Here is a 20048-nt window from a genome sequence, read left to right as displayed (position 1 = left end):
CTTAGCCATGTCACACCAATACAGAGTAAGAGGTCCCGAAGAAATTTACTTTGTTACTTTTACAATTGTTGACTGGATCGATATTTTTACAAGACCTTCATACAAAGAATTAATAATTGATTCGCTTAAATACTGTCGGCAAAACAAGGGGCTTGAAATTTACGCCTACTGTTTAATGACCAATCATCTGCATTTATTGGTGTCTGCACAACTTCCGGCAAGGCTTTCTGATATCATACGGGATTTTAAAAAGCACACCAATAAGCAAATAATGAAACTAATGGAAACTGAAAACGAAAGCCGGAAGGACTGGATAGTTTACAGGTTTCGTTATCATGCAAAATATAATAACAGGATACAGGATTATAAAGTATGGCAGGATGGCTATCATGGAATTGCCTGTGATAAGCCTGATATCCTTCTTCAAAAATTAGATTATATTCATGATAACCCGGTTAAAAGCGGAATTGTTGCGTTGCCCGAACATTACTTATACAGTTCGGCCGCTAATTATGCAGGTGAAAAAGGATTGTTGGATGTGTTACTGTTAGATACGGGGTTTCACGTTGCAAACGTAAAACCATATTAAGCACTCGTCGCAGACGAGCGCAAGCATTAATTATTCCAGTATTAATCTTTCTTTTTATCCTCTACTTTCTCTTTAAATTTCTTATCCTCTTTTTCTTTTTCTTTCACCGCCTTTTTAATGATCTTTTCCTGCTCCTTTTTATCGTCGGTATCTGCCTGGCTGTTAAGCTTCTTTTCCTGGGCGGGACCAACACCCGCGCAATTTTTTATGCCATTGAGCAATACGTGCCAAACCGTTTTAAAGAACGGGAAGTTTGACGGCCGGATGTACACCACATTGGCCAGGCGCGGAGTTTTATCACCATCGTCAGGATTGTCGTGCTTTAAAACTATGGCATTCGCCAATGTACTGATCAGGGTTTTTTTGGTATAATCGGGGCGCAGTATATCAACTTTAAGATCGTGATATAAAAACGATACGGTCCCCTTTGAAACTTTTTGTGTGCTATGCACGTCAAAATCTAAGCCGGTAACCCTGCCCGATGTAAATTTTGCCATAGCAAGCGGCATTAAAACCGGGTTAACAACAGCCATATCCATTGGGGCCAGGTGCCCTTTGTAAGCATAGTTGTAAGTAGCGTCGTTTAAATTAAAATCAAAGTGCACGTTAAGTTTAGCCTTGCCCATAAAATAGCTGGTGAGGCTGGCGGTAGCAATATTGTTTTTCTTTAACTTATCTGCGCGGTTTGTTAAATTGAGGAGCCGGCCATTGATATTGTCAAATTTCAAATGCCCGAATTTTTTTGATTTTTTACTAAACTGCGAATACATAAAGTTCATGTGCTCCAGCTCGAGTGTATCAACATTCAACGTATTTTTAATAGCATGGCGAATGGCCCAGTTAGGGAAAGTAACCAGCCTGTCGGTAGTTTGAAGCGGCCCGTTATAATTGCTGAAAACCTCGAAATTTCCTTTAAATATTTCAAGTTTTTTCACATCAACACTTTGAGACTTTTGATAGGTGATATAATCGAAATTGTTAAGCTGTACCGAATCCAGGCTGACAGTAAACCTGTCTTTTTTACTTTTTTGAAAAAATACTGTATGATTCACAGGCTTAAGGTTGATGCCGATAATGCTCAGCTTTCTTGTTCGGGTAGACAGCTTAACGGATTTGACCTTAAATGAGTATAACCCATCGACCGATTTGCTTCTGTAATTTTTTAATTCGGTGGTGATATCCTTGCTGAATAAAAAACGCGAAGTATCGGTTTGGGTGGCAGAGTCTATTAGTAAGTCGGTCACCTTTACATCCATTTCCTTTAGCTGCGATGTAGCTATTGCAGGGCCCGTGTAATCGCGCTGTTTGTAATTGATATTGGTAAGCAATATTTCGCCTACATGCACCATTTTAAGGGTTTTTGATAGCTTCTGGTATAGCGTGCGGTTATCTTTTTTACTGGTGTCGTTCTTAACAAATAGTTTGTTTATCTCTATTTTCGGTTCATTAAGCGCAATGCGACCGATGTTCAGTTTCTTTTTAAAATATAGCTCAAAAGGATGCGCGTTAGATACAATAAGCCGGTTTACATGCAGCTCGTATAAGGTACCCGGTGCGTTCCCATTTTTTTTCATGCGGTGGTAAACGGCTGTATCGGCTTTAAAAGTAATGTTATATAATACGGCCCTGCCTTGCAGCACATTAAGGTCTATGTCGCTATAATCGATAGTATACAGGCTGTCGGTGCCTTTTAACACTCCCTCTTTTAACTTATCAGATAGCTTGGGTGCCAGGAAGCTATTCAGAAACAACACCGGGATAAGTATCAGGATAAACAGCGCAGCCACCGTTATAAGCAGCACTTTTTGCCATTTGTGTTTGAAAAATTTAACCGCCATTTTTGTTCGCGTTGAAGTGTGTTTGCAGCAACCCGTATGGCGGCTTCAGTGGGTATAACAACAGAAAGCGAAAATTGTTAAACGCTGACAAACTGTCACTCATTAAATAAAATTATGTATTTTTGCGGCTCAATTTTTTATGACAATGGATTTGCTTATTCCGGATAAGGTGCATGACGAAAGCAGGCAGGGCGAGGCGCTGATATTAGAGCCCGGCGATAAAAATAATGGCCGAAAGCTTTATATAGAAAGCTATGGCTGCGCCATGAACTTCTCTGACAGTGAGATAGTAGCTTCTATATTGGCCGAGAAGGGTTTCGAAACTACATCAGATTTTAATAACGCCGATGTGGTTTTTATAAATACGTGCTCGATACGCGAGAATGCGGAAGTGCGCGTACGTAACCGGCTCAAAGAATTTGCGGGCGCTAAATTCAGGAACCCCGGCATGGTGGTCGGCGTTTTGGGCTGCATGGCCGAGCGTTTGAAAGCTAAATTTTTAGAAGAAGAGAAGCTGGTTGATGTAGTGGTTGGCCCTGATGCCTACCGTAGTCTGCCTGATCTGATAGAACAGGTTGATAGCGGGCAACGCGCTGTGAATGTACTTTTAAGCCGCGAAGAAACCTACGCCGATATAAGTCCGGTGCGTTTAAACAGCAACGGTATAAACGCCTTTGTATCGATTATGCGTGGTTGCGATAACATGTGCAGCTTTTGCGTGGTGCCGTTTACCCGTGGCCGCGAGCGGAGCCGCGATGCCTATTCAGTTGTGGCAGAGTGCCGGGCACTTTTTGAAGCGGGATACCGCGAGGTTACATTGTTGGGGCAAAATGTGGACTCTTATAAATGGAGTGGTCAGTCGGCAGATGGCAGCGAGCAGTTGGCAGTGGGTGATGAGGTTAAAGTTGTAAACTTTGCCAATTTGTTAGAGATGGTGGCATTGGTAAGCCCCGAGCTGCGGGTGAGGTTCTCTACTTCGCACCCAAAAGATATAACCGACGAAGTATTACACACAATTGCCAGGTACGAAAATATTTGCAATTACATACACCTGCCGGTGCAAAGCGGGAACAGCCGTATATTGGAAATGATGAACCGCACATACGACCGCGAATGGTACATGAACCGTATAGATGCTATCCGCAGGATAATACCGGAGTGTGCTATATCTACCGATGTGATCACCGGCTTTTGCACCGAAACTGAGGAAGAGCATAATGATACCGTAACCATGATGGATTACGTAAAGTACGACTTTGCTTATATGTTTAAGTACAGCGAACGCCCTGGCACATTGGCTGCCAAGCGTTACACAGACGATATACCGGAGGATGTAAAACAGCGCCGCCTGGCCCAAATAGTAGCCAAGCAGCAACAATATTCTTTTTACCGTATGCAGGCGCGTATCGGTAAAATTGAGAAGGTGCTGATAGAGGGTTTCTCGAAAAAATCAGACAAAGACTACTGCGGCCGCAGCGATCAAAACGCTATGGTGATCTTCCCGGTAAACGAAAATTACAAACCGGGGCGGTATGTAAATGTGTTGGTAGAAAGGACCACATCGGCAACGTTGATAGGAACTATCGTTTAATTTGTAGAAGCAAGAAATTAGGAATCAAGAGATAAGAAAAGGATCGAAGATAGAATGAAGCACAATTTTAAAAGTTTAAAGATTTGGCAACGGTCCATGGACTTAACCGATCTAACTTTTGAATATTGCAAGGGTTTACCAGTAGAAGAACGCTTCAATCTTATTGATCAACTCAACCGGTGTTCTTGTTCTATACCATCAAATATAGCCGAGGGGTCAGGGAAACGAACGAAGATCCACTTCGCTGAATTTTTAACAACGTCGCTAACATCTTCTTTTGAGGTAGAAACGCAGTTGTTGATATGTGAGAGGAGGGCGTATGGTTCTCAGAATAAATTAAAGGAATGTTTGGAATTAGTTGCTGAAATTCAGAAAATGATATTCAATTTCAGAGAATATATATTGAAAGGCGATGATTAAAATTGGGTCAGGTCAATTCTTGAGTTGTCTTAGGTCTTGATATCCTGATTCTTGAATCTCTTATGGAAGTACAAGAAATTAAACAGCGCTTCGGGATCATCGGCAATTCGCCGTTGCTTAACCGGGCTATAAATATTGCAAACCAGGTTGCACCTACTGATATTTCGGTATTAATTACCGGGGAGAGTGGTAGCGGTAAAGAGGTTTTTTCCCACATCATTCACCAGATGAGTCCGCGCAAGCACGGGCCGTTTATCGCGGTGAACTGCGGCGCTATTCCCGAGGGAACCATTGACTCAGAGCTTTTCGGGCACGAAAAAGGCGCTTACACCGGCGCCATTGGCGAACGTAAGGGGTATTTCGAAACCGTTAACGGCGGTACTATATTTTTGGATGAGATAGCCGAGATGCCTTTGGGTACTCAGGCACGTTTGTTACGTGTTTTAGAGTCGGGCCAGTACATCAGGGTGGGATCGTCAAAGGTGGAGAAGACAAACGTACGCGTTATTGCCGCAACCAATGTTGATGTTTATGATGCTGTAAAGGCAGGAAAATTCCGCGAGGATCTATACTACCGCTTGAACACCGTGCCGTTGCGCATACCACCCCTGCGCGACAGGAAGGAGGATATTTTCCTGCTGTTCCGCAAGTTTACTTCAGATTTTACCGATAAATACCGCACACCGCCCATTCAGCTTGATGACGAGGCGCAGCAGGTATTGATCAACTATTCGTGGCCGGGGAATGTCAGGCAACTCAAAAACATGGCCGAGCAACTGGCCGTTTTAGAGCGCGACCGTATTATAACAGCGGCAACCTTATTAACTTATATTCCGCACGAGGCGAGCCGCAGCAACCTGCCTATGCGTTTGGATAGCCAGCCAAAAGAGGACTTTTCTGAGAGGGACATACTGTATAAAGTGCTGTTTGATATGAAGCGGGATATGGTGGAACTCAAAAAGCTGGTGGCTGATATCATTGAGCATGGTGGTGTAAGTGCAAACTTTCAGCATAACTCGCCGGCTATAACACAATTGTACCGCGATATTGAATTACCAACCAACAAACACGAGGCACAATTTACCCTGCAGCAGCCCGTTAACAATAGCGGCGGCAATAATAATACCGACTATAATATTACACACGATGCAGAAGAGGTAGAGGAATCGTTGTCGCTTATTGAAAAGGAATCTGACTTGATACGCAAAGCCTTAAAAAAGCATAAAGGCAAACGTAAGCTCGCGGCCAACGAACTGGGAATATCCGAAAGGACTTTATATCGTAAAATAAAAGAATTAGATTTATAGGTATCAGATGAGAAAAAGGCTTTTTTTAATTTTAGTAATAATATGCCCGGTGGTTATGCTTTTTAGCTCATGTGCCTATAAACTCTCGCTTAACGGCTCTTCTATTCCTGTTGATATGAAAACTATCGACATTCAGTTTTTTGAGAACAACGCGCCCCTTGTGGTGCCAACCTTAAGCCAAACCTTTACCGAGGCATTAAAAAATCGCATCCGGTCGCAAACAAGTTTAAGCATAGTAAGGGGCGAAGCTGATGGGATTATGTCGGGCGCTATTACCAATTATTCTATCGCACCGGTTTCTATACAAGCCACAAACAGCAATACGCCGCCTATTGCAGGTGCAAGCCGTTTAACAATTACCGTGAGTGTAAAATATGTAAAGTATATTTATAAGGATGGTAAAAGAACCGATGAACCCGATAAAATACTTAGTTTTGAAGAATCGTTTACTAAATATAAAGAATTTACAGGCGAAAGTTCATCGCAGGAACAAGCTTTGATACAGGATATAGTTAAACAGTTAACCGAAGATATTTTTAACAGGGCATTTGCCAATTGGTAAGCCAATAGTTTTAAAAGCGTGGATCAATACGTAGATAGCAGGCAGAAAGAAATTTTATGGGACTTATTGGCAAACCCTGCCGATACCGGTTCGGCGTATATCCAAAGCCTGGAACGGTTGGCTCATGAATATCCTCAAAGCGGCATATTGCAGGTAATGCTTGCCCGAGCCGGGGATAAGCAGCAATTGGGCCGGGCTGCCATTTATTGCAATCCGCGCGCCCTGCACAAACTGATTAACCATCCCGAGCGTTTGGCCAAGGTTGACACTGCCCGTATTATATCGGTGCCTGCTGGTACCGGGCTATTCACCAATAATGCTGCTACCAATGCAGCACAGGTGGAGATTATATCCGGCGCAGCGCAAACCACGCATTTACAGGATGTTGAACCTGTCGGAAATATCGAGGAAATAACTGCCGGTGGGGAAATATACACGCAGGCCGCGTTTACTGAACCCGATACCGGCGATGTGGAAGTTGCTGACCCGGAAATAGAAGGCATAGCTTCGCAACCCGTTGAACAAAATGCCCAAGCATTGCCGGCCGACGGTATGGGCGGGGAGAATGGCCAGCCGGTTGACGACGGCGAAATCGTGGATGCGGACATATTACCCGAAACTGACGAGCAGGTTAACAACACCCCACAACAGCCCCAGGAACCGGTAACGGATTTTGCCCGGCCTGCAGGGCATGGAGATAAGCCTGTATTTGGCTCGCGTTTCCCCAAAAGAGATGTTACAAACAGCTATACACCTGAACCTGACTATCCCCAGCAGCATGATATTGAGGATGAAGTATATGATGAAATTGTAAGCATTGAAGATATTGGTTTTGAAGCTGTAGTTAACGAACCCAACACCGAACCGCAGCCCGAGGTCCGGTTTAGCGATCCATATGCTGTACCCGAGGAGGAGGAAGCGTCTCCGGTGCTGTTTCATCAGCCGCAGCCGGTGGCAGAGCCCGTATATAATGCCGAACAAAATATTAATAATCAGGAAGAGCGCTTAATATTGGGCGGTATTGTGAACTCCGATTACCTGTCGTTTGATAAAAAGCTGGACGAGCTACGCAACACTGCGCCGGCCGGAAGCGCATCTGACATGCCAGCGCAACCTGCAGCAGAAAGCCACGAGGTATCGCGTTACGATGATGATAAAATGCCATACACTTTTATGTGGTGGCTTGATAAAACGCGTAAAGAGCATGCAGCTAACCTGCAGCCGTACGCCACTCACAATAGGGTAAAAAATAAAGCCGGCGAACCGGCTGGCGCCCCTAAAGCCAATACTGCCGACGAGCTACAGCAACAGTATTACGAAAATATTTTTAGCCTTACATCGGTAAGCGCTGTTGACAGGGATGCAGAACCGGCAGGAATAGCATTTGATCACAACAAGAAAGAGGACGTAATTATCGAGCGTTTTATCCATACCGAACCGCAGATAAAACCGCTTTCGGCCGATAAGCTTGATAACGAGAACAAGGCCAAAAAAAGTTCGGAGGACCAAAACGAACTGGTTACCGAAACCCTGGCCCGTATCTACTGCGACCAGATGCTATATCATAAAGCCATAGCCACTTATAAAAAATTGATATTGAAATTCCCGGAAAAAAAGCTTTACTTTGCGTCCCAGATTGAACAGTTAGAAAAAAAAACCAATTGATATAATAAGAAATGTATTTACTTTTAGTCATCATCACCATTATTTTATGCGTCCTTTTAGGATTAATCGTATTGATCCAAAATCCTAAAGGCGGCGGCTTATCCTCAAACTTTTCGGGTTCGTCGCAACTAATGGGCGTGCAAAAAACCGGCGATTTTTTAGAAAAGGGTACCTGGGTGCTGGCCATCAGCATTATGGTATTATCGCTTATTATTAACGTATCTGTTAAAGGCGGCGCGCAAAAAAGCGATGACCCGCAACTGATAGAGCGTATCAATAAGGCATCAAAACCCGCAACTACCACAGCGCCTGCGCCAGTAAGCCAGCCGGCTGCAACACCACCTGCCGGTCAGAAGAAATAATATTATGTAAACGATATCAAAAAGGCTTTGGACTACCTCCAAAGCCTTTTTTGCTGAAATGGGTTACTGACACGTTGGCACTTGCGCATTGCAGTATAACTTACAGGTTGTAACCTTGCCTTTAAAAGGGTGACAATTGAACAGTAAATATGCCAATACGGTTTTTTTTTGCCGCTTGGCATAATTGATGTGAAAAAGTTAGCGAAAACTTAAAATTATAAAATCAAAATAGTATTACTATGTCATTAAACATTAAACCAAGTGCAGACAGAGTGGTTGTTGAAGCTGCTGCTGCAGAAACCAAAACCGCTTCTGGTATTTACATCCCGGAAACAGCGCAGGAGAAACCGCAAAAAGGAACTATTGTAGCTGTAGGCCCCGGCAGGTATGCTGATGCATCAGGAACACTTATCCCCATGACCGTTAAAGTTGGTGACGAAGTTTTATATGGTAAATATGCCGGTACCGAGGTCAACCTTGATGGTAAGGAATACCTGATCATGCGCGAATCTGATATTTACGCGGTATTATAAAAGTTGAAAGTTGCAATGTGGAAGGTTGTAAAGTTGCCTTCTAACATTGATTATTTATAACGTTTCAACTTTACAACCTTAAAACATTCAAACAAAAAAGAAAATGGCAAAACAAGTTAAATATAATGTTGAAGCACGTGACGCTTTAAAGCGTGGTGTTGATATCCTGGCTAACGCGGTTAAAGTTACATTAGGCCCTAAAGGTCGTCACGTAATTATCGATAAAAAGTTTGGTTCACCAGCTGTTACAAAAGATGGTGTAACTGTAGCTAAAGAAATTGAACTGAAAGACCCTATCGAGAATATGGGCGCACAGATGGTTAAAGAAGTTGCTTCAAAAACTGCTGATATTGCGGGTGACGGTACTACTACTGCTACTGTTTTGGCGCAGGCCATTGTTACTGCCGGTATTAAAAACGTTGCCGCAGGTGCAAACCCAATGGATTTGAAACGCGGTATTGATAAAGCTGTTGCGGCGGTTGTTGCAAACCTGAAAACACAATCGCAAACCGTTGGCGAAGACAACAATAAAATAAAACAAGTTGCCTCAATTTCGGCTAATAACGACGAGGTGATCGGTTCGTTAATTGCCGAGGCAATGGAAAAAGTTGGTACTTCTGGCGTTATTACTGTTGAGGAAGCAAAAGGTACCGAAACCGAAGTTAAAACGGTTGAAGGTATGCAGTTTGACCGTGGTTACCTGTCGCCATATTTTGTTACCAATTCAGATAAAATGGAAGTGGAGTTAGAAAACCCATACATTCTTATCTACGACAAAAAGATCTCGTCGATGAAGGAATTACTTCCTATCCTGGAGAAACAAGTACAAACCGGTAAACCACTTTTAATTATTGCTGAAGACCTTGACGGCGAAGCATTGGCTACTTTAGTGGTTAACAAGATCCGTGGCTCGCTGAAAGTTGCGGCAGTTAAGGCACCTGGCTTTGGCGATCGTCGTAAAGCGATGTTAGAGGATATCGCTGTATTAACTGGTGGTACCGTAATATCTGAAGAGCGTGGTTATAAACTGGAAAGCGCAGACCTTTCTATGTTAGGCCAGGCCGAAAAGATATCTGTTGATAAAGACAATACCACTATTGTTAACGGCGCTGGCGATGCTGACCAGATAAAAGCCCGTGTAAGCGAAATACGCGCACAGATTGAAACTACCACATCAGATTATGATAAAGAAAAATTACAGGAACGTTTAGCCAAATTATCAGGCGGTGTTGCTGTGTTATATATCGGCGCTGCATCTGAAGTAGAGATGAAAGAAAAGAAAGACCGTGTTGACGATGCTTTACACGCAACCCGTGCAGCTGTTGAAGAAGGTATTGTTGCTGGTGGTGGCGTTGCCTTCATCCGTGCGGTAGCATCTTTGGCTGATTTGAAAGGCGTTAACGAAGACGAGAACACCGGTATCCAGATCATCCGTCGCGCTATTGAAGAGCCTTTGCGCCAGATATGCGATAACGCAGGTATCGAAGGTTCTATCGTTGTTCAAAAAGTTAAAGAAGGCCAGGCCGACTTTGGTTACAACGCCCGCACTGATAAATATGAAAACCTAATCGGCGCCGGTGTTATCGATCCTACAAAAGTAGGCCGTGTAGCATTAGAGAACGCAGCTTCTATCGCGGCAATGCTGTTAACCACCGAGTGTGTGCTTGCAGACGAGCCTGAAGAAGATAAAGGCGGTATGCCACCAATGGGTGGCGGCGGCATGGGCGGCATGATGTAATCAGCCACTCAAAGCTAAATACATTACAAGCCCCCTGTCTGTTTTTTCAGACAGGGGGCTTTGTATTATACAGCCTGAACATACACTAATAGCACGTTTATAACTTTTGCCCGATCGATTTCTGCGCGTATGGGCGGTGTTGTGTTAATTTTTTGTAACATAATAACAATTACGCGGGTTAGGCACAGCATTTGAATAAATGCTGGTATGAAACAAATAGTAAAAAAACGGAAGCACATACACAGCCACATAGTTGAGTGGGTGCTGTTTAAGGGCCCGGAGCTGTTTGTAACCATCTATGGCAAATAAAAATTCTTAAATTTGCCCCTCATCAATGGAACTTAAAGATTTTTATCACGGACTACACGTTTGGCTTCTACAAAACGGGCCACGATACCTTTTAGGCATAATACTCTTTCTTGGCGGGCTTTGGGCTATAGCGTTCATCAAATCGCGCCTTACCCGGCGTATGAGTAAGCGCGAAGTGCACTCTTCGTTGCAGCCTTTCTTTTTAAGCCTTTCTATTACCGCCCTGTACGTGGTGCTTATTATCACGGTATTCAATATAATTGGATTCCAGCTAACATTCATCAGCACGGTGATTGGCGCGTTGGGTGTAGCGGCCGGCCTTGCTTTATCAGGTACGCTGCAAAATTTTGCGGGCGGCGTTTTAATATTATTGCTAAAACCGTTCGATATCGATGACCACATTATTGCTCAGGGACAAGATGGCCGGGTACAGGGCATTCAGTTATTTTTCACCGAGTTGTTAACTGCTGATAATAAAACTGTGATTATACCAAACGGTAAGCTATTTAACGAGGTGATTACAAATATTGGCCGCCAGGGTAAGCGCCGCTTAGATATTGATTTTAAACTTGGTTTTGGGGTTGATATCGAGCAGGTTAAAGAAATATTAGAAAAGTCAATAACGGGTACATCAAACATTTTGGGGCAGCCCGCTACCAAAGTAGGCGTACTGGCTTTGGAAGCCGACGGAATGCGTTTTACCGTGCGCGTATGGGTAGATCCTGTTCACTACCTGGCAACAAAAATGGCGCTCCAGGAAAAAATCGTTAACAATTTAAGGGCCGCCGAAATTAAACTGCCCGGCACCTAAAAAGATGCCCTTTTGCGAGGCGACAGGTCACATATCAGCTTTTTGTGTCGGAATGTCTCGTTTCGGTGATATAATTTGACGGGAGGATTTTAGTCATCATGCGGGCGATTGTGCCAGCAAATTCAGCAGTAACCAGCGCGGTTATAAGGCGGTTTTATATTAAAGCAACCCCTATATGTGGGGTCTAAGTTGACCAAATGTAACAAATAGTACATAAATACTTATAGTATCCTTACCCGATTGCATTTTACACATTAGTGCTTATATTTGCGGTCGTAAAAAACTTCATTTAACTATCATAATGAGAGAAATACAATTCAGGGAAGCGCTAAGGGAAGCCATGCAGGAAGAAATGCGCAAGGATGAGAATATATACCTAATGGGCGAAGAAGTTGCCGAATATAACGGCGCTTATAAAGTAAGCCAGGGTATGCTCGACGAATTTGGTGCAAAACGTGTTATTGATACGCCTATCTCTGAATTGGGTTTTGCCGGTATAGGCATAGGTTCGGCTATGAACGGCTTACGCCCCATCATCGAGTTTATGACGTTTAACTTTTCGCTGGTAGCTATCGACCAGATCATTAACGGTGCGGCAAAGATCATGTCTATGAGCGGCGGGCAATTCTCGGTGCCTATCGTATTTCGCGGCCCAACAGGCAACGCGGGTATGTTAAGCTCTCAGCATAGCCAATGTTTCGAAAACTGGTATGCAAACTGCCCCGGCTTAAAAGTTGTTGTGCCGTCAAACCCTTACGACGCTAAGGGACTTTTAAAGTCGGCTATACTTGACCCCGATCCGGTAATTTTTATGGAATCGGAACTGATGTACGGCGATAAGGGCGAAGTACCTGAAGAGACCTATTATATTGAATTAGGCAAGGCGAAGGTGACCAAAGAAGGCAGCGATGTTACTTTGGTAGGTTTCGGCAAGATCATGAAAGTGGTTAACGCAGCTGCGGCGGAACTGGAAAAAGAAGGCATCCACGCTGAGGTTATCGACCTGCGCACCGTTCGCCCAATTGATTACGATACGGTTATTGGTTCGGTTAAAAAAACAAATCGTTTAGTGATCGTTGAAGAAAGCTGGCCACTGGGCTCAATCGCTACCGAAGTAGCGTTTAAAGTGCAGAAGGACGCGTTTGATTATTTAGATGCGCCGGTTTTGCGTATTACCGGTGGTGATGTGCCATTACCGTACGCGCCAACCTTGATCCAGGAATATCTGCCAAACCCCGAGCGTGTGATAAAAGCGGTAAAAGAAGTAATGTACGTTACAAAATAATAGTAGTAACGCGTAGATGTTATAAGGCCCCCTGTATACAGGGGGCTTTTTTTATGCTTATTATACCGCCTTAAAAATTCCATGGGTGGCACTAAGCATGCAATGATTTTACAAAGAGTCATTTAGTCAATACTCTCACCCAATGCCTTCAGGAATTTATCAGGTACTTCAATGTGAGGGATGTGGCCGCAGTTGTCGAATTCAATTAACTTGCAATTTGGTATCTTTTTAGCAGTTTGGGGGCCTAACAATCTATATTGGCCGTGTTTGGTTTTTTCTTCATCGCTTAAAAGCGCTTTACCTACAATGGTTTTATCTTCTTTGCCAATAAAAAGCACCGTTGGTACCTTAATCAAACCAAATTCGTAACACACGGGCTGTTCATATATCATCTCGAACGTTAAAGCGGCAACCATTGCGTACCTCGGGAAATCGGCGCTTTTATTAACACTGGCGGCAATTTTAACCAGGTAGTCATATTCCGGTTTCCATTTTACAAAATACGATGTCTCATAATATTTCTTAATGCTTTGATAACTTGTTTGCAGTTCTTTTTTATAATCATCGGCGGCGCTGTTGTAAGGCACAAAGGTCCGGTAGTCTTCCAGCCCGATAGGGTCTTCCAGCAATAGTTTCTGCACATGTTGAGGGTACATCAGGGTAAACCGCGTGGCCAGCATCCCACCCATCGAGTGCCCCAGCAAAACAATTTGTTTTATACCCAGCGTATCCAACAGTTGTTTATTGAACCTTGCCAGCTGATGAAAACTGTAATGTATAAACGGCTTTGACGATTTGCCAAACCCAACCTGGTCAGGTACGACAACGCGGTACCCTTTTGCGCTTAGCCATTTTATCACGTTTGTCCAATAATAACCGCCAAAATTTTTGCCATGAAACAGCATCACTGTTTTGCCATTGGGGTTAGCCGGCGTAACATCCATATAAGCCATCCGGATATCCTGGTTCTCGATATGGATGGGCATGAATTTTACGGGATAGGGATACTTTACATTTTCGAGTGTAATGGATAACGTATCCTGCGCCGAAACGATGGATAGGTTTATAATGACGAGTATTACGGTTAAAGCTTTTCTGCACATATTTAAGATACAGCTATAGCCGGCTATGGTTTTACTTTACCCAAAAGCTTTATCCCGAAACTGCGCCTGTTTTATAATAAATTAATACCACGCCGGTATTAAAAACACTGGTTTTATAAGGGCGGATATTTATTTTGGTTTTAAACAGGGGCCTGCCCTTACTTAATAATACCGGATGCACCCAAATGCGGTACTCGTCTACCAGGTTTAATCGGTTAAGAGCCCAAACCAATTTACCGCTGCCATATACTACTATACTTTTACCCGCTGCAGCTTTAAGCGCCTTAATTTCTTTTGACAAACTCCTTTGGGCGAGCCGGGAGTTTTGCCAGCTTACCGCATTAAGCGTTTTAGAGAACACAACTTTTTGACACCTGTTTATCAGATCGGCATAATCCATATCTACCCTTGCCCCAAAAGCATTTGCCTGCAATGCCGACCAATAGGGTGCCATTGCACAGTAAGTTATCCTCCCGAGTAGTAAGGTGTCTGCATCGCCTAATTGGCTGGCGGTAACCCTTGCCATCTCCTCATCCCAGTAGGACGCATGCCAGTCCAGTTCGCCGTGCGGGCCGGCCATAAAGCCATTAAGGCTTACATTCATTGACACAATTAACTTCCGCATAGATATTATGCCGGGTTATAACAAAGCACAGTAATGCCGCAGTCAAATTGGGTAGCTTTTACCAATTTCAGGCTTAGTTTTTTATCAAGCAACCCATAAATGCTTTTGCCTTTACCAATTGCTGCGGGGTTAACAAAAATGTGGTACTCGTCTATCAGGTTAGCCGCTACCAATGCCGATGCAAGGCGGGCCCCACCATAAGTAATAATGTCGCCCCCCGGCAGGGCTTTTAGCATATTTATTTCTTTTACCAGTTCGCTCGCTGCAAGTGTGGTATTCTCCCAGGGGTTTTCGGTAAGGGTTTTGGTGAATACCACTTTTGGGGCGTCAACCATTTTATGCGTGAACTCATCAGCAGATGGGTCAGCGGCGCGCTCTTTCCAAACGGGGATAAAGCCTTCAGCCAGTGCGCGGCCAAGTATAATGGTATCCACCGGCGCGGTTAAGTGCTGAACATACTTTTTAAGGTCATCGTCCCAGTCCCAGGTCAGCCAGTCCATTTCATTATTTGGGCCGGCTACAAAGCCGTCGAGGCTCACCTGCATTTGTAATTTTAGCTTCCTCATTTGTGGTGTAATTAACAATACAAATGTACAGTACCCCCAAATTTGAGGTAAGGTGCAAAAAGGACTTATTTAGGGTTGTTTACGACTTTCTTCTTTCCTACATTTATACTTATAAACCGATAGCCACCCTTTACCATGAAACAGGTATCCATACTGATAACCAACGAGGCCGTGCTGGCAAGCATTGTAGACCCGCGTATTATTTTTACCGGAGCTAACGATTTTTTGGCCGCGATGGGTAAACCTCCGGCCTTTAATGTGCAATTGGTAGGCCTGGAAAAAGAAGTACGCCTGCATGGCGGGTTATTTTCGGTGCATACGGATGCGGTGTTGAGCGAGGTTAAGAAAACCGACCTGATCATCGTGCCGGCCTTTGGCGGTGATATGGCTGCCGGCATACAGCGCAATGCCGAATTTATCCCATGGATAACCGATCAGCATTATAAAGGGGCGGAGGTTGCCAGCCTTTGCGTCGGCGCATTCCTGCTGGCCGCGACAGGGTTATTAAGTGGCAAGGAGTGTTCTACCCACTGGCGGTTTGCCAACGAGTTCCGCGAGATGTTCCCGGACATTACACTGGTTGACGATCGCATTGTAACCGAGCAAAAAGGCTTGTACAGCAGCGGCGGGGCGACTTCATACTGGAACCTGCTTTTATACCTTGTAGAAAAATACGCCGGGCGCGATATCTCTATTATGGCGGCCAAAATGTTTGCCCTGGAGATAGACCGCAAAAGTCAGTCGCCGTTTATTATGTTTAACGGGCAAAAAACCCATGAGGACGAGCCTATTAAAAAAGCGCAGGAATTTATAGAGGCCAACATCACCGAAAAGATCTCGGTAGAGGACCTGGCTACGAAATATGCCATAGGCAAACGACACTTTGAGCGCCGGTTTAAAAAGGCTACCAATAACAGCCCCCTTGAATATATTCAGCGCGTAAAAATAGAGGCCGCCAAGAAGCACCTGGAAAGCAGCCGTAAAAACATCAACGAAGTAATGTACGATGTTGGCTACTCCGATACCAAAGCCTTCCGCACGGTTTTTAAGAAGATAACCGGCTTATCGCCTGTGGAATACAGGAATAAGTATAATGCCGCTTAAGCCTTTTTAAAAAGCAGTTATACTTACAAGTGTTCACGTTCGGCGCACGTGAACACCGTGAACACTCATGAACATTTGATAATCAGCTATTTAATAATTTGATAACTGACACCATGGCGTCACCATAATTATCAGCCAAAATGTTATTACTGAAGGTGACGTGTAAGTTACTTTTTGCTAAACTTTACCTGGAACAGCTTATTCCATTTTTTACCGGTTACAAAAATGCGGCCGGTGGCTTTGTCGTAGGCAATACCGTTTAGCACATCGGCATATTGGTTGCGGGTAAGGTAAAGATCGGTCATGTCGGCTTTTTGCAGAACGGCACCGGTTTTAGGGTCTATCACCACAATATCATCCGTACCGTATACATTGGCGTAGATCTTCCCGTCAATATACTCCAGTTCGTTCAGCTTGTTTACCGGGCCTTTGTCGTCGTAAACATCAATATAGCCCATTTGCTGGTAAGTGTCCTTGTTCAGGAACCAGATACGGTTAGAGCTGTCGTCCATATAGATCTTGCTGCCGTCAAAGGTCATCCCCCAGCCCTCTATACCAACATTATTGGTGAAAGTATCAAGCAGTTTTAGGGTGGCTTTATCGTACACGTAACCAATCTTCTCGGTCCAGGTAAGCTGTATTATTTTGTTGCCCACTACGGTAATGCCCTCGGCGAATATCTTGGGATCAACAGGTACCATTTTTATCACCTTGCCGGTGGTTAAGTTGGCAGTACGCAGGCTCGACTGGCCGGTTTCTTCGGTTAAACGGCCGCCATCGCTCTCGTACAGTATGCCGTCATGAAATTCAAGGCCCTCGGTGTACGATGAAGTATCGTGCGGGAACACCTTCTCTACCTTAAAGCTTAATTCTTCGGGTGCTTTGGCCGGCAGCAGGTTTATGTTGGTGGTTACGTCCTGGGCTTTCCCTCCCTGGTACACTTTAGCGGTGATGATCCGCGCGCCCAGTTTAAGGTCGCCGGTTTTTAAACTAACGGCCGACGAATCTTTTGCCGCGCCAACCCGCGCCGAATCTACCAGGTATACTACCGAATCGACCTTAGTACCAGCCGGATAACCAACCTTAAGGGCAATGTTATCGCCCCATTTGTAGTTACTGCCGGCATCAGGGCTTATGGTAAATTCTTCGGCTTTATCGTTGTCTTTACAGCTGTATGCAAAAAGGGCTATGATCGCAAAAAGGGCTATTCGTTTGTTCATCTGTTAAATGGCAGAAGGCCAAAAGGCATCTTCAATATGTTTTAATGTGTAGTTACTATTACGGTCGAAAAGGATAGATATTATATCAAACCTCACTTCGCCCTGGTGGTTCATCAAGTAAATGTACTCATCGGCAGCCTCAACCAGCAAACGTTGCTTGCGGGCGTCCACAAAATCCTCGGGCTGGCCAAAGCCGTTGCCGGTGCGGGTTTTTACCTCGGTAAATATAATAATCCCCGCCTTGTATGCTATAAGGTCTATCTCGGCTTTACCGAAAACCCAGTTCTCGTCCATTATCTCGTACCCGGTTGCTTCCAGGTACGCTTTTGCTATGGCTTCACCTTTTTGGCCAAGATCATTGTGGGTAGCCATTATTTTATGATCACCGAGCCTAAGTAATCGGATATGGTTTTTTCCACCTTTTTCATGTGCATATATTGGTTTAGCAGTATCTCCTGGTCGGCTTCGCCTGCGGCCGTCTGCAGCTCTTTGCGAAGGTTCTCCAGTATCTTGCCCACCTTTTGCTTTTTAAGGTGAAATATAGCGCCCAGGATGGTGGCTTTCATGTTAGCCTGCTCATCGGGTACCATTATCTTATGCATTTCGTACCAGTTTTCGCTTAAGGTATATTTTGTTGCCAGCAGGGTAACTACCAGGTCTACAATCCCCTTATCCGGGTGATGAATGAAATGCTGCTCCTCGGGCAGTACACCGTTCTCCACTTCCTGACGGTAAATTTCCATAAAGTGTTTGGTTACGGGCTGCTCAAACTCCACATCGCTCAGCTCGGCTATCATAAACGGGCCTATGTAGGTATTGGCAATGCCATCCCAGTCTATCATTTTATTGCCATACAGCAACAGCAGCCGAATGATCTCTTTCTCCTGCGCGTCAGATTCCTTTGCAACCTTTTCTTCAGGCTCATCAAAAAACAGCAGGTCTTCGGGCGCGGGTTCAGAACGCTTGTTTTGCTGCTGTTGTCCATCCTTTTTGGCCTTGACCTGGCGCATTTTATTCAGTTCAGAAAGCAGCGCGCGCTCATCTATCTGCAGCTGGTGGCTGCACTCCTTTATAAATACCGAGGCCTTGATAGAATCGGGTATCTTGGCAATACTTTCTACGATCTCCCGTATTACCTCTGATTTTTTTATGGGATCGTTGCCGGCTTCTTTTAAAAGGATATCGGTTTTGTAAAGGATAAAGTCTTTTTTATTCCTGTCGATATGCGTTTTGAAAGCGTTTGTACCAAACTTTTGCACGTACGAATCCGGGTCGTGCCCATCTGGGAATAGCACCACTTTTACGTTCAGCCCTTCCTCCAATATCATATCCAGCCCACGAAGTGAGGCCTTTATACCCGCCGCGTCGCCATCGTATAATATAGTGATGTTTTTGGTGAGGCGGCCTATAAGCCGGATCTGCTCGACGGTTAACGAGGTACCTGACGATGCCACCACATTTTCTACACCAGCCTGGTGTACCGATATTACGTCGGCGTAACCTTCAACCAGGTAGCAGTTATCTTCCTCGCGGATGGCCCGCTTGGCAAAGTACAGGCCGTATAAAACGTTTGATTTATGGTAGATCTCCGACTCGGGCGAATTAACGTATTTGGGTACATTCTTATCGCTTTTCAGCGTACGCCCGCCAAAGGCTATCACCCTGCCGGTAAAGCTATGGATGGGGAACATCACCCGCCCGCGGTAACGATCGTACAGCGAACCATTATCCCGCTTAACCGAAAGGCCGCTTTCTACAAGATATTGTTCCTGGTAGCCCTGCTTAACGGCCTCGCCGGTAAAGGCTTCCCATTGGTCGGGCGAGTAGCCCAGCTCGAACTTTTTAATGGTATCGGCGTTAAAACCGCGTTCCTTAAAATAACTCAGGCCAATGTTTTGGCCCTCCTCGGTTTCCAGTAAACTTTCATGAAAAAATTTCGCCGCATAACCCGATACGATCATCAGGCTTTCGCGGTGATTTTGCTCTTCCAGGTTTTCGGTGGTATCTACCGTTTCTTCAACCTGTATACCGTATTTTTTGGCCAGCCATTTTAACGCTTCGGGGTAGGTGAACTTTTCCAGTTCCATTAAAAATGTAACCGCGCTGCCACCCTTGCCCGAAGAAAAATCTTTAAAAATGCCCTTTGCCGGCGATACCGTGAAAGATGGCGTGCGCTCGTTGGCGAAGGGCGAAAGGCCTACGTAATTGGCCCCGCGCTTTTTTAAAGCCACAAATTCACCTATCACCTCCACAATATCTGTGGCTTCCATTATGCGGTCGATGGTGGGTTTGGTGATCATGGATATTGCTTCGCAATTGAGCGGGTACAAAAGTAATCTTAACTCTCTAAATCGTTGTTTTAAATATAGAAAAAAATCAAATGGTAAGCCTCCCTGTACCAACAAAAAGCCCCGGTTGCC

19 protein-coding genes are annotated in these 20048 nt (G+C 44.6%); 12 read left to right on the top strand and 7 right to left on the bottom strand.

Annotation, left to right across the window (positions count from 1 at the left end; translation table 11 throughout):
• The first annotated feature begins 7 nt into the window (after positions 1 to 7).
• Positions 8 to 589 (top strand): transposase, encoded by a 582-nt coding sequence (locus tag GWR56_RS03010; RefSeq protein ID WP_162429690.1) that lies wholly within the window; start codon positions 8 to 10, stop codon positions 587 to 589.
• A 41-nt stretch (positions 590 to 630) separates the two neighbouring features.
• Here the strand turns inward: GWR56_RS03010 and GWR56_RS03005 are convergent, their stop codons facing one another.
• Positions 631 to 2427: a hypothetical protein gene (locus GWR56_RS03005; RefSeq protein WP_162429689.1), complete on the bottom strand. Its 1797-nt coding sequence runs from the start codon at positions 2425 to 2427 to the stop codon at positions 631 to 633.
• Between the two features lie 145 nt (positions 2428 to 2572).
• Here GWR56_RS03005 and miaB point away from each other — a divergent pair, with 145 nt between their 5' ends.
• From miaB to GWR56_RS02955, 10 genes are all read left to right on the top strand, one after another.
• Positions 2573 to 4018, top strand: a complete 1446-nt coding sequence (miaB, locus tag GWR56_RS03000) for a tRNA (N6-isopentenyl adenosine(37)-C2)-methylthiotransferase MiaB (protein WP_162429688.1) — start codon at positions 2573 to 2575, stop codon at positions 4016 to 4018.
• Between the two features lie 54 nt (positions 4019 to 4072).
• On the top strand, positions 4073 to 4438 hold the full coding sequence (locus GWR56_RS20780; RefSeq protein WP_370463810.1) for a four helix bundle protein: 366 nt from the start codon (positions 4073 to 4075) through the stop codon (positions 4436 to 4438).
• A gap of 62 nt (positions 4439 to 4500) precedes the next feature.
• Complete coding sequence (locus tag GWR56_RS02990; RefSeq protein WP_162429686.1) at positions 4501 to 5745, top strand: sigma-54-dependent Fis family transcriptional regulator; 1245 nt, start codon at positions 4501 to 4503, stop codon at positions 5743 to 5745.
• A gap of 115 nt (positions 5746 to 5860) precedes the next feature.
• Complete coding sequence (locus tag GWR56_RS02985; protein ID WP_370463809.1) at positions 5861 to 6307, top strand: LptE family protein; 447 nt, start codon at positions 5861 to 5863, stop codon at positions 6305 to 6307.
• Between the two features lie 18 nt (positions 6308 to 6325).
• A complete protein-coding gene (locus tag GWR56_RS02980) occupies positions 6326 to 7972 on the top strand; it encodes a hypothetical protein (protein ID WP_162429684.1) in 1647 nt (548 codons plus the stop codon).
• Between the two features lie 11 nt (positions 7973 to 7983).
• A complete protein-coding gene (gene secG / locus GWR56_RS02975) occupies positions 7984 to 8334 on the top strand; it encodes a preprotein translocase subunit SecG (protein ID WP_162429683.1) in 351 nt (116 codons plus the stop codon).
• 239 nt (positions 8335 to 8573) lie between these two features.
• Complete coding sequence (groES, locus tag GWR56_RS02970; protein WP_162429682.1) at positions 8574 to 8867, top strand: co-chaperone GroES; 294 nt, start codon at positions 8574 to 8576, stop codon at positions 8865 to 8867.
• A gap of 103 nt (positions 8868 to 8970) precedes the next feature.
• A complete protein-coding gene (groL, locus tag GWR56_RS02965) occupies positions 8971 to 10605 on the top strand; it encodes a chaperonin GroEL (RefSeq protein WP_162429681.1) in 1635 nt (544 codons plus the stop codon).
• A 334-nt stretch (positions 10606 to 10939) separates the two neighbouring features.
• Complete coding sequence (locus GWR56_RS02960; protein WP_162429680.1) at positions 10940 to 11725, top strand: mechanosensitive ion channel family protein; 786 nt, start codon at positions 10940 to 10942, stop codon at positions 11723 to 11725.
• 301 nt (positions 11726 to 12026) lie between these two features.
• Positions 12027 to 13010: a pyruvate dehydrogenase complex E1 component subunit beta gene (locus GWR56_RS02955; protein WP_162429679.1), complete on the top strand. Its 984-nt coding sequence runs from the start codon at positions 12027 to 12029 to the stop codon at positions 13008 to 13010.
• 122 nt (positions 13011 to 13132) lie between these two features.
• Here the strand turns inward: GWR56_RS02955 and GWR56_RS02950 are convergent, their stop codons facing one another.
• Genes GWR56_RS02950 through GWR56_RS02940 form a run of 3 tightly spaced genes read right to left on the bottom strand, consistent with a single transcriptional unit; the run spans position 13133 to position 15304 of the window.
• Entirely contained in the window at positions 13133 to 14113 is a 981-nt protein-coding gene (locus GWR56_RS02950) for an alpha/beta fold hydrolase (RefSeq protein WP_162429678.1), read from the bottom strand.
• Positions 14114 to 14162: 49 nt separating this feature from the next.
• The gene (locus tag GWR56_RS02945; protein WP_162429677.1) at positions 14163 to 14738 is read right to left on the bottom strand and encodes a dihydrofolate reductase family protein; all 576 of its coding nucleotides are present in this window, start codon (positions 14736 to 14738) and stop codon (positions 14163 to 14165) included.
• A gap of 5 nt (positions 14739 to 14743) precedes the next feature.
• On the bottom strand, positions 14744 to 15304 hold the full coding sequence (locus GWR56_RS02940) for a dihydrofolate reductase family protein (RefSeq protein ID WP_162429676.1): 561 nt from the start codon (positions 15302 to 15304) through the stop codon (positions 14744 to 14746).
• A 135-nt stretch (positions 15305 to 15439) separates the two neighbouring features.
• On the opposite strand from GWR56_RS02940, the gene GWR56_RS02935 reads away from it, so the two are divergent.
• Positions 15440 to 16408: a GlxA family transcriptional regulator gene (locus tag GWR56_RS02935; RefSeq protein WP_162429675.1), complete on the top strand. Its 969-nt coding sequence runs from the start codon at positions 15440 to 15442 to the stop codon at positions 16406 to 16408.
• Between the two features lie 167 nt (positions 16409 to 16575).
• On the opposite strand, the gene GWR56_RS02930 is transcribed toward GWR56_RS02935, so the two are convergent.
• From GWR56_RS02930 to dnaG, 3 genes are read right to left on the bottom strand one after another with little or no spacing between them, the layout of a single operon-like run.
• Complete coding sequence (locus GWR56_RS02930; RefSeq protein ID WP_162429674.1) at positions 16576 to 17628, bottom strand: glutaminyl-peptide cyclotransferase; 1053 nt, start codon at positions 17626 to 17628, stop codon at positions 16576 to 16578.
• 3 nt (positions 17629 to 17631) lie between these two features.
• A complete protein-coding gene (locus tag GWR56_RS02925) occupies positions 17632 to 18000 on the bottom strand; it encodes a YraN family protein (protein WP_162429673.1) in 369 nt (122 codons plus the stop codon).
• A complete protein-coding gene (dnaG, locus tag GWR56_RS02920) occupies positions 18000 to 19928 on the bottom strand; it encodes a DNA primase (protein ID WP_162429672.1) in 1929 nt (642 codons plus the stop codon). The genes GWR56_RS02925 and dnaG overlap by 1 nt, the downstream gene beginning before the upstream one ends.
• Positions 19929 to 20048: the final 120 nt, after the last annotated feature.

The organism is Mucilaginibacter sp. 14171R-50, assembly GCF_010093045.1.
Classification (GTDB): Bacteria; Bacteroidota; Bacteroidia; order Sphingobacteriales; family Sphingobacteriaceae; genus Mucilaginibacter.
The sequence above is the reverse complement of the archived record's forward strand: the minus strand, read 5'-3'. Positions and strand labels throughout refer to the sequence as shown.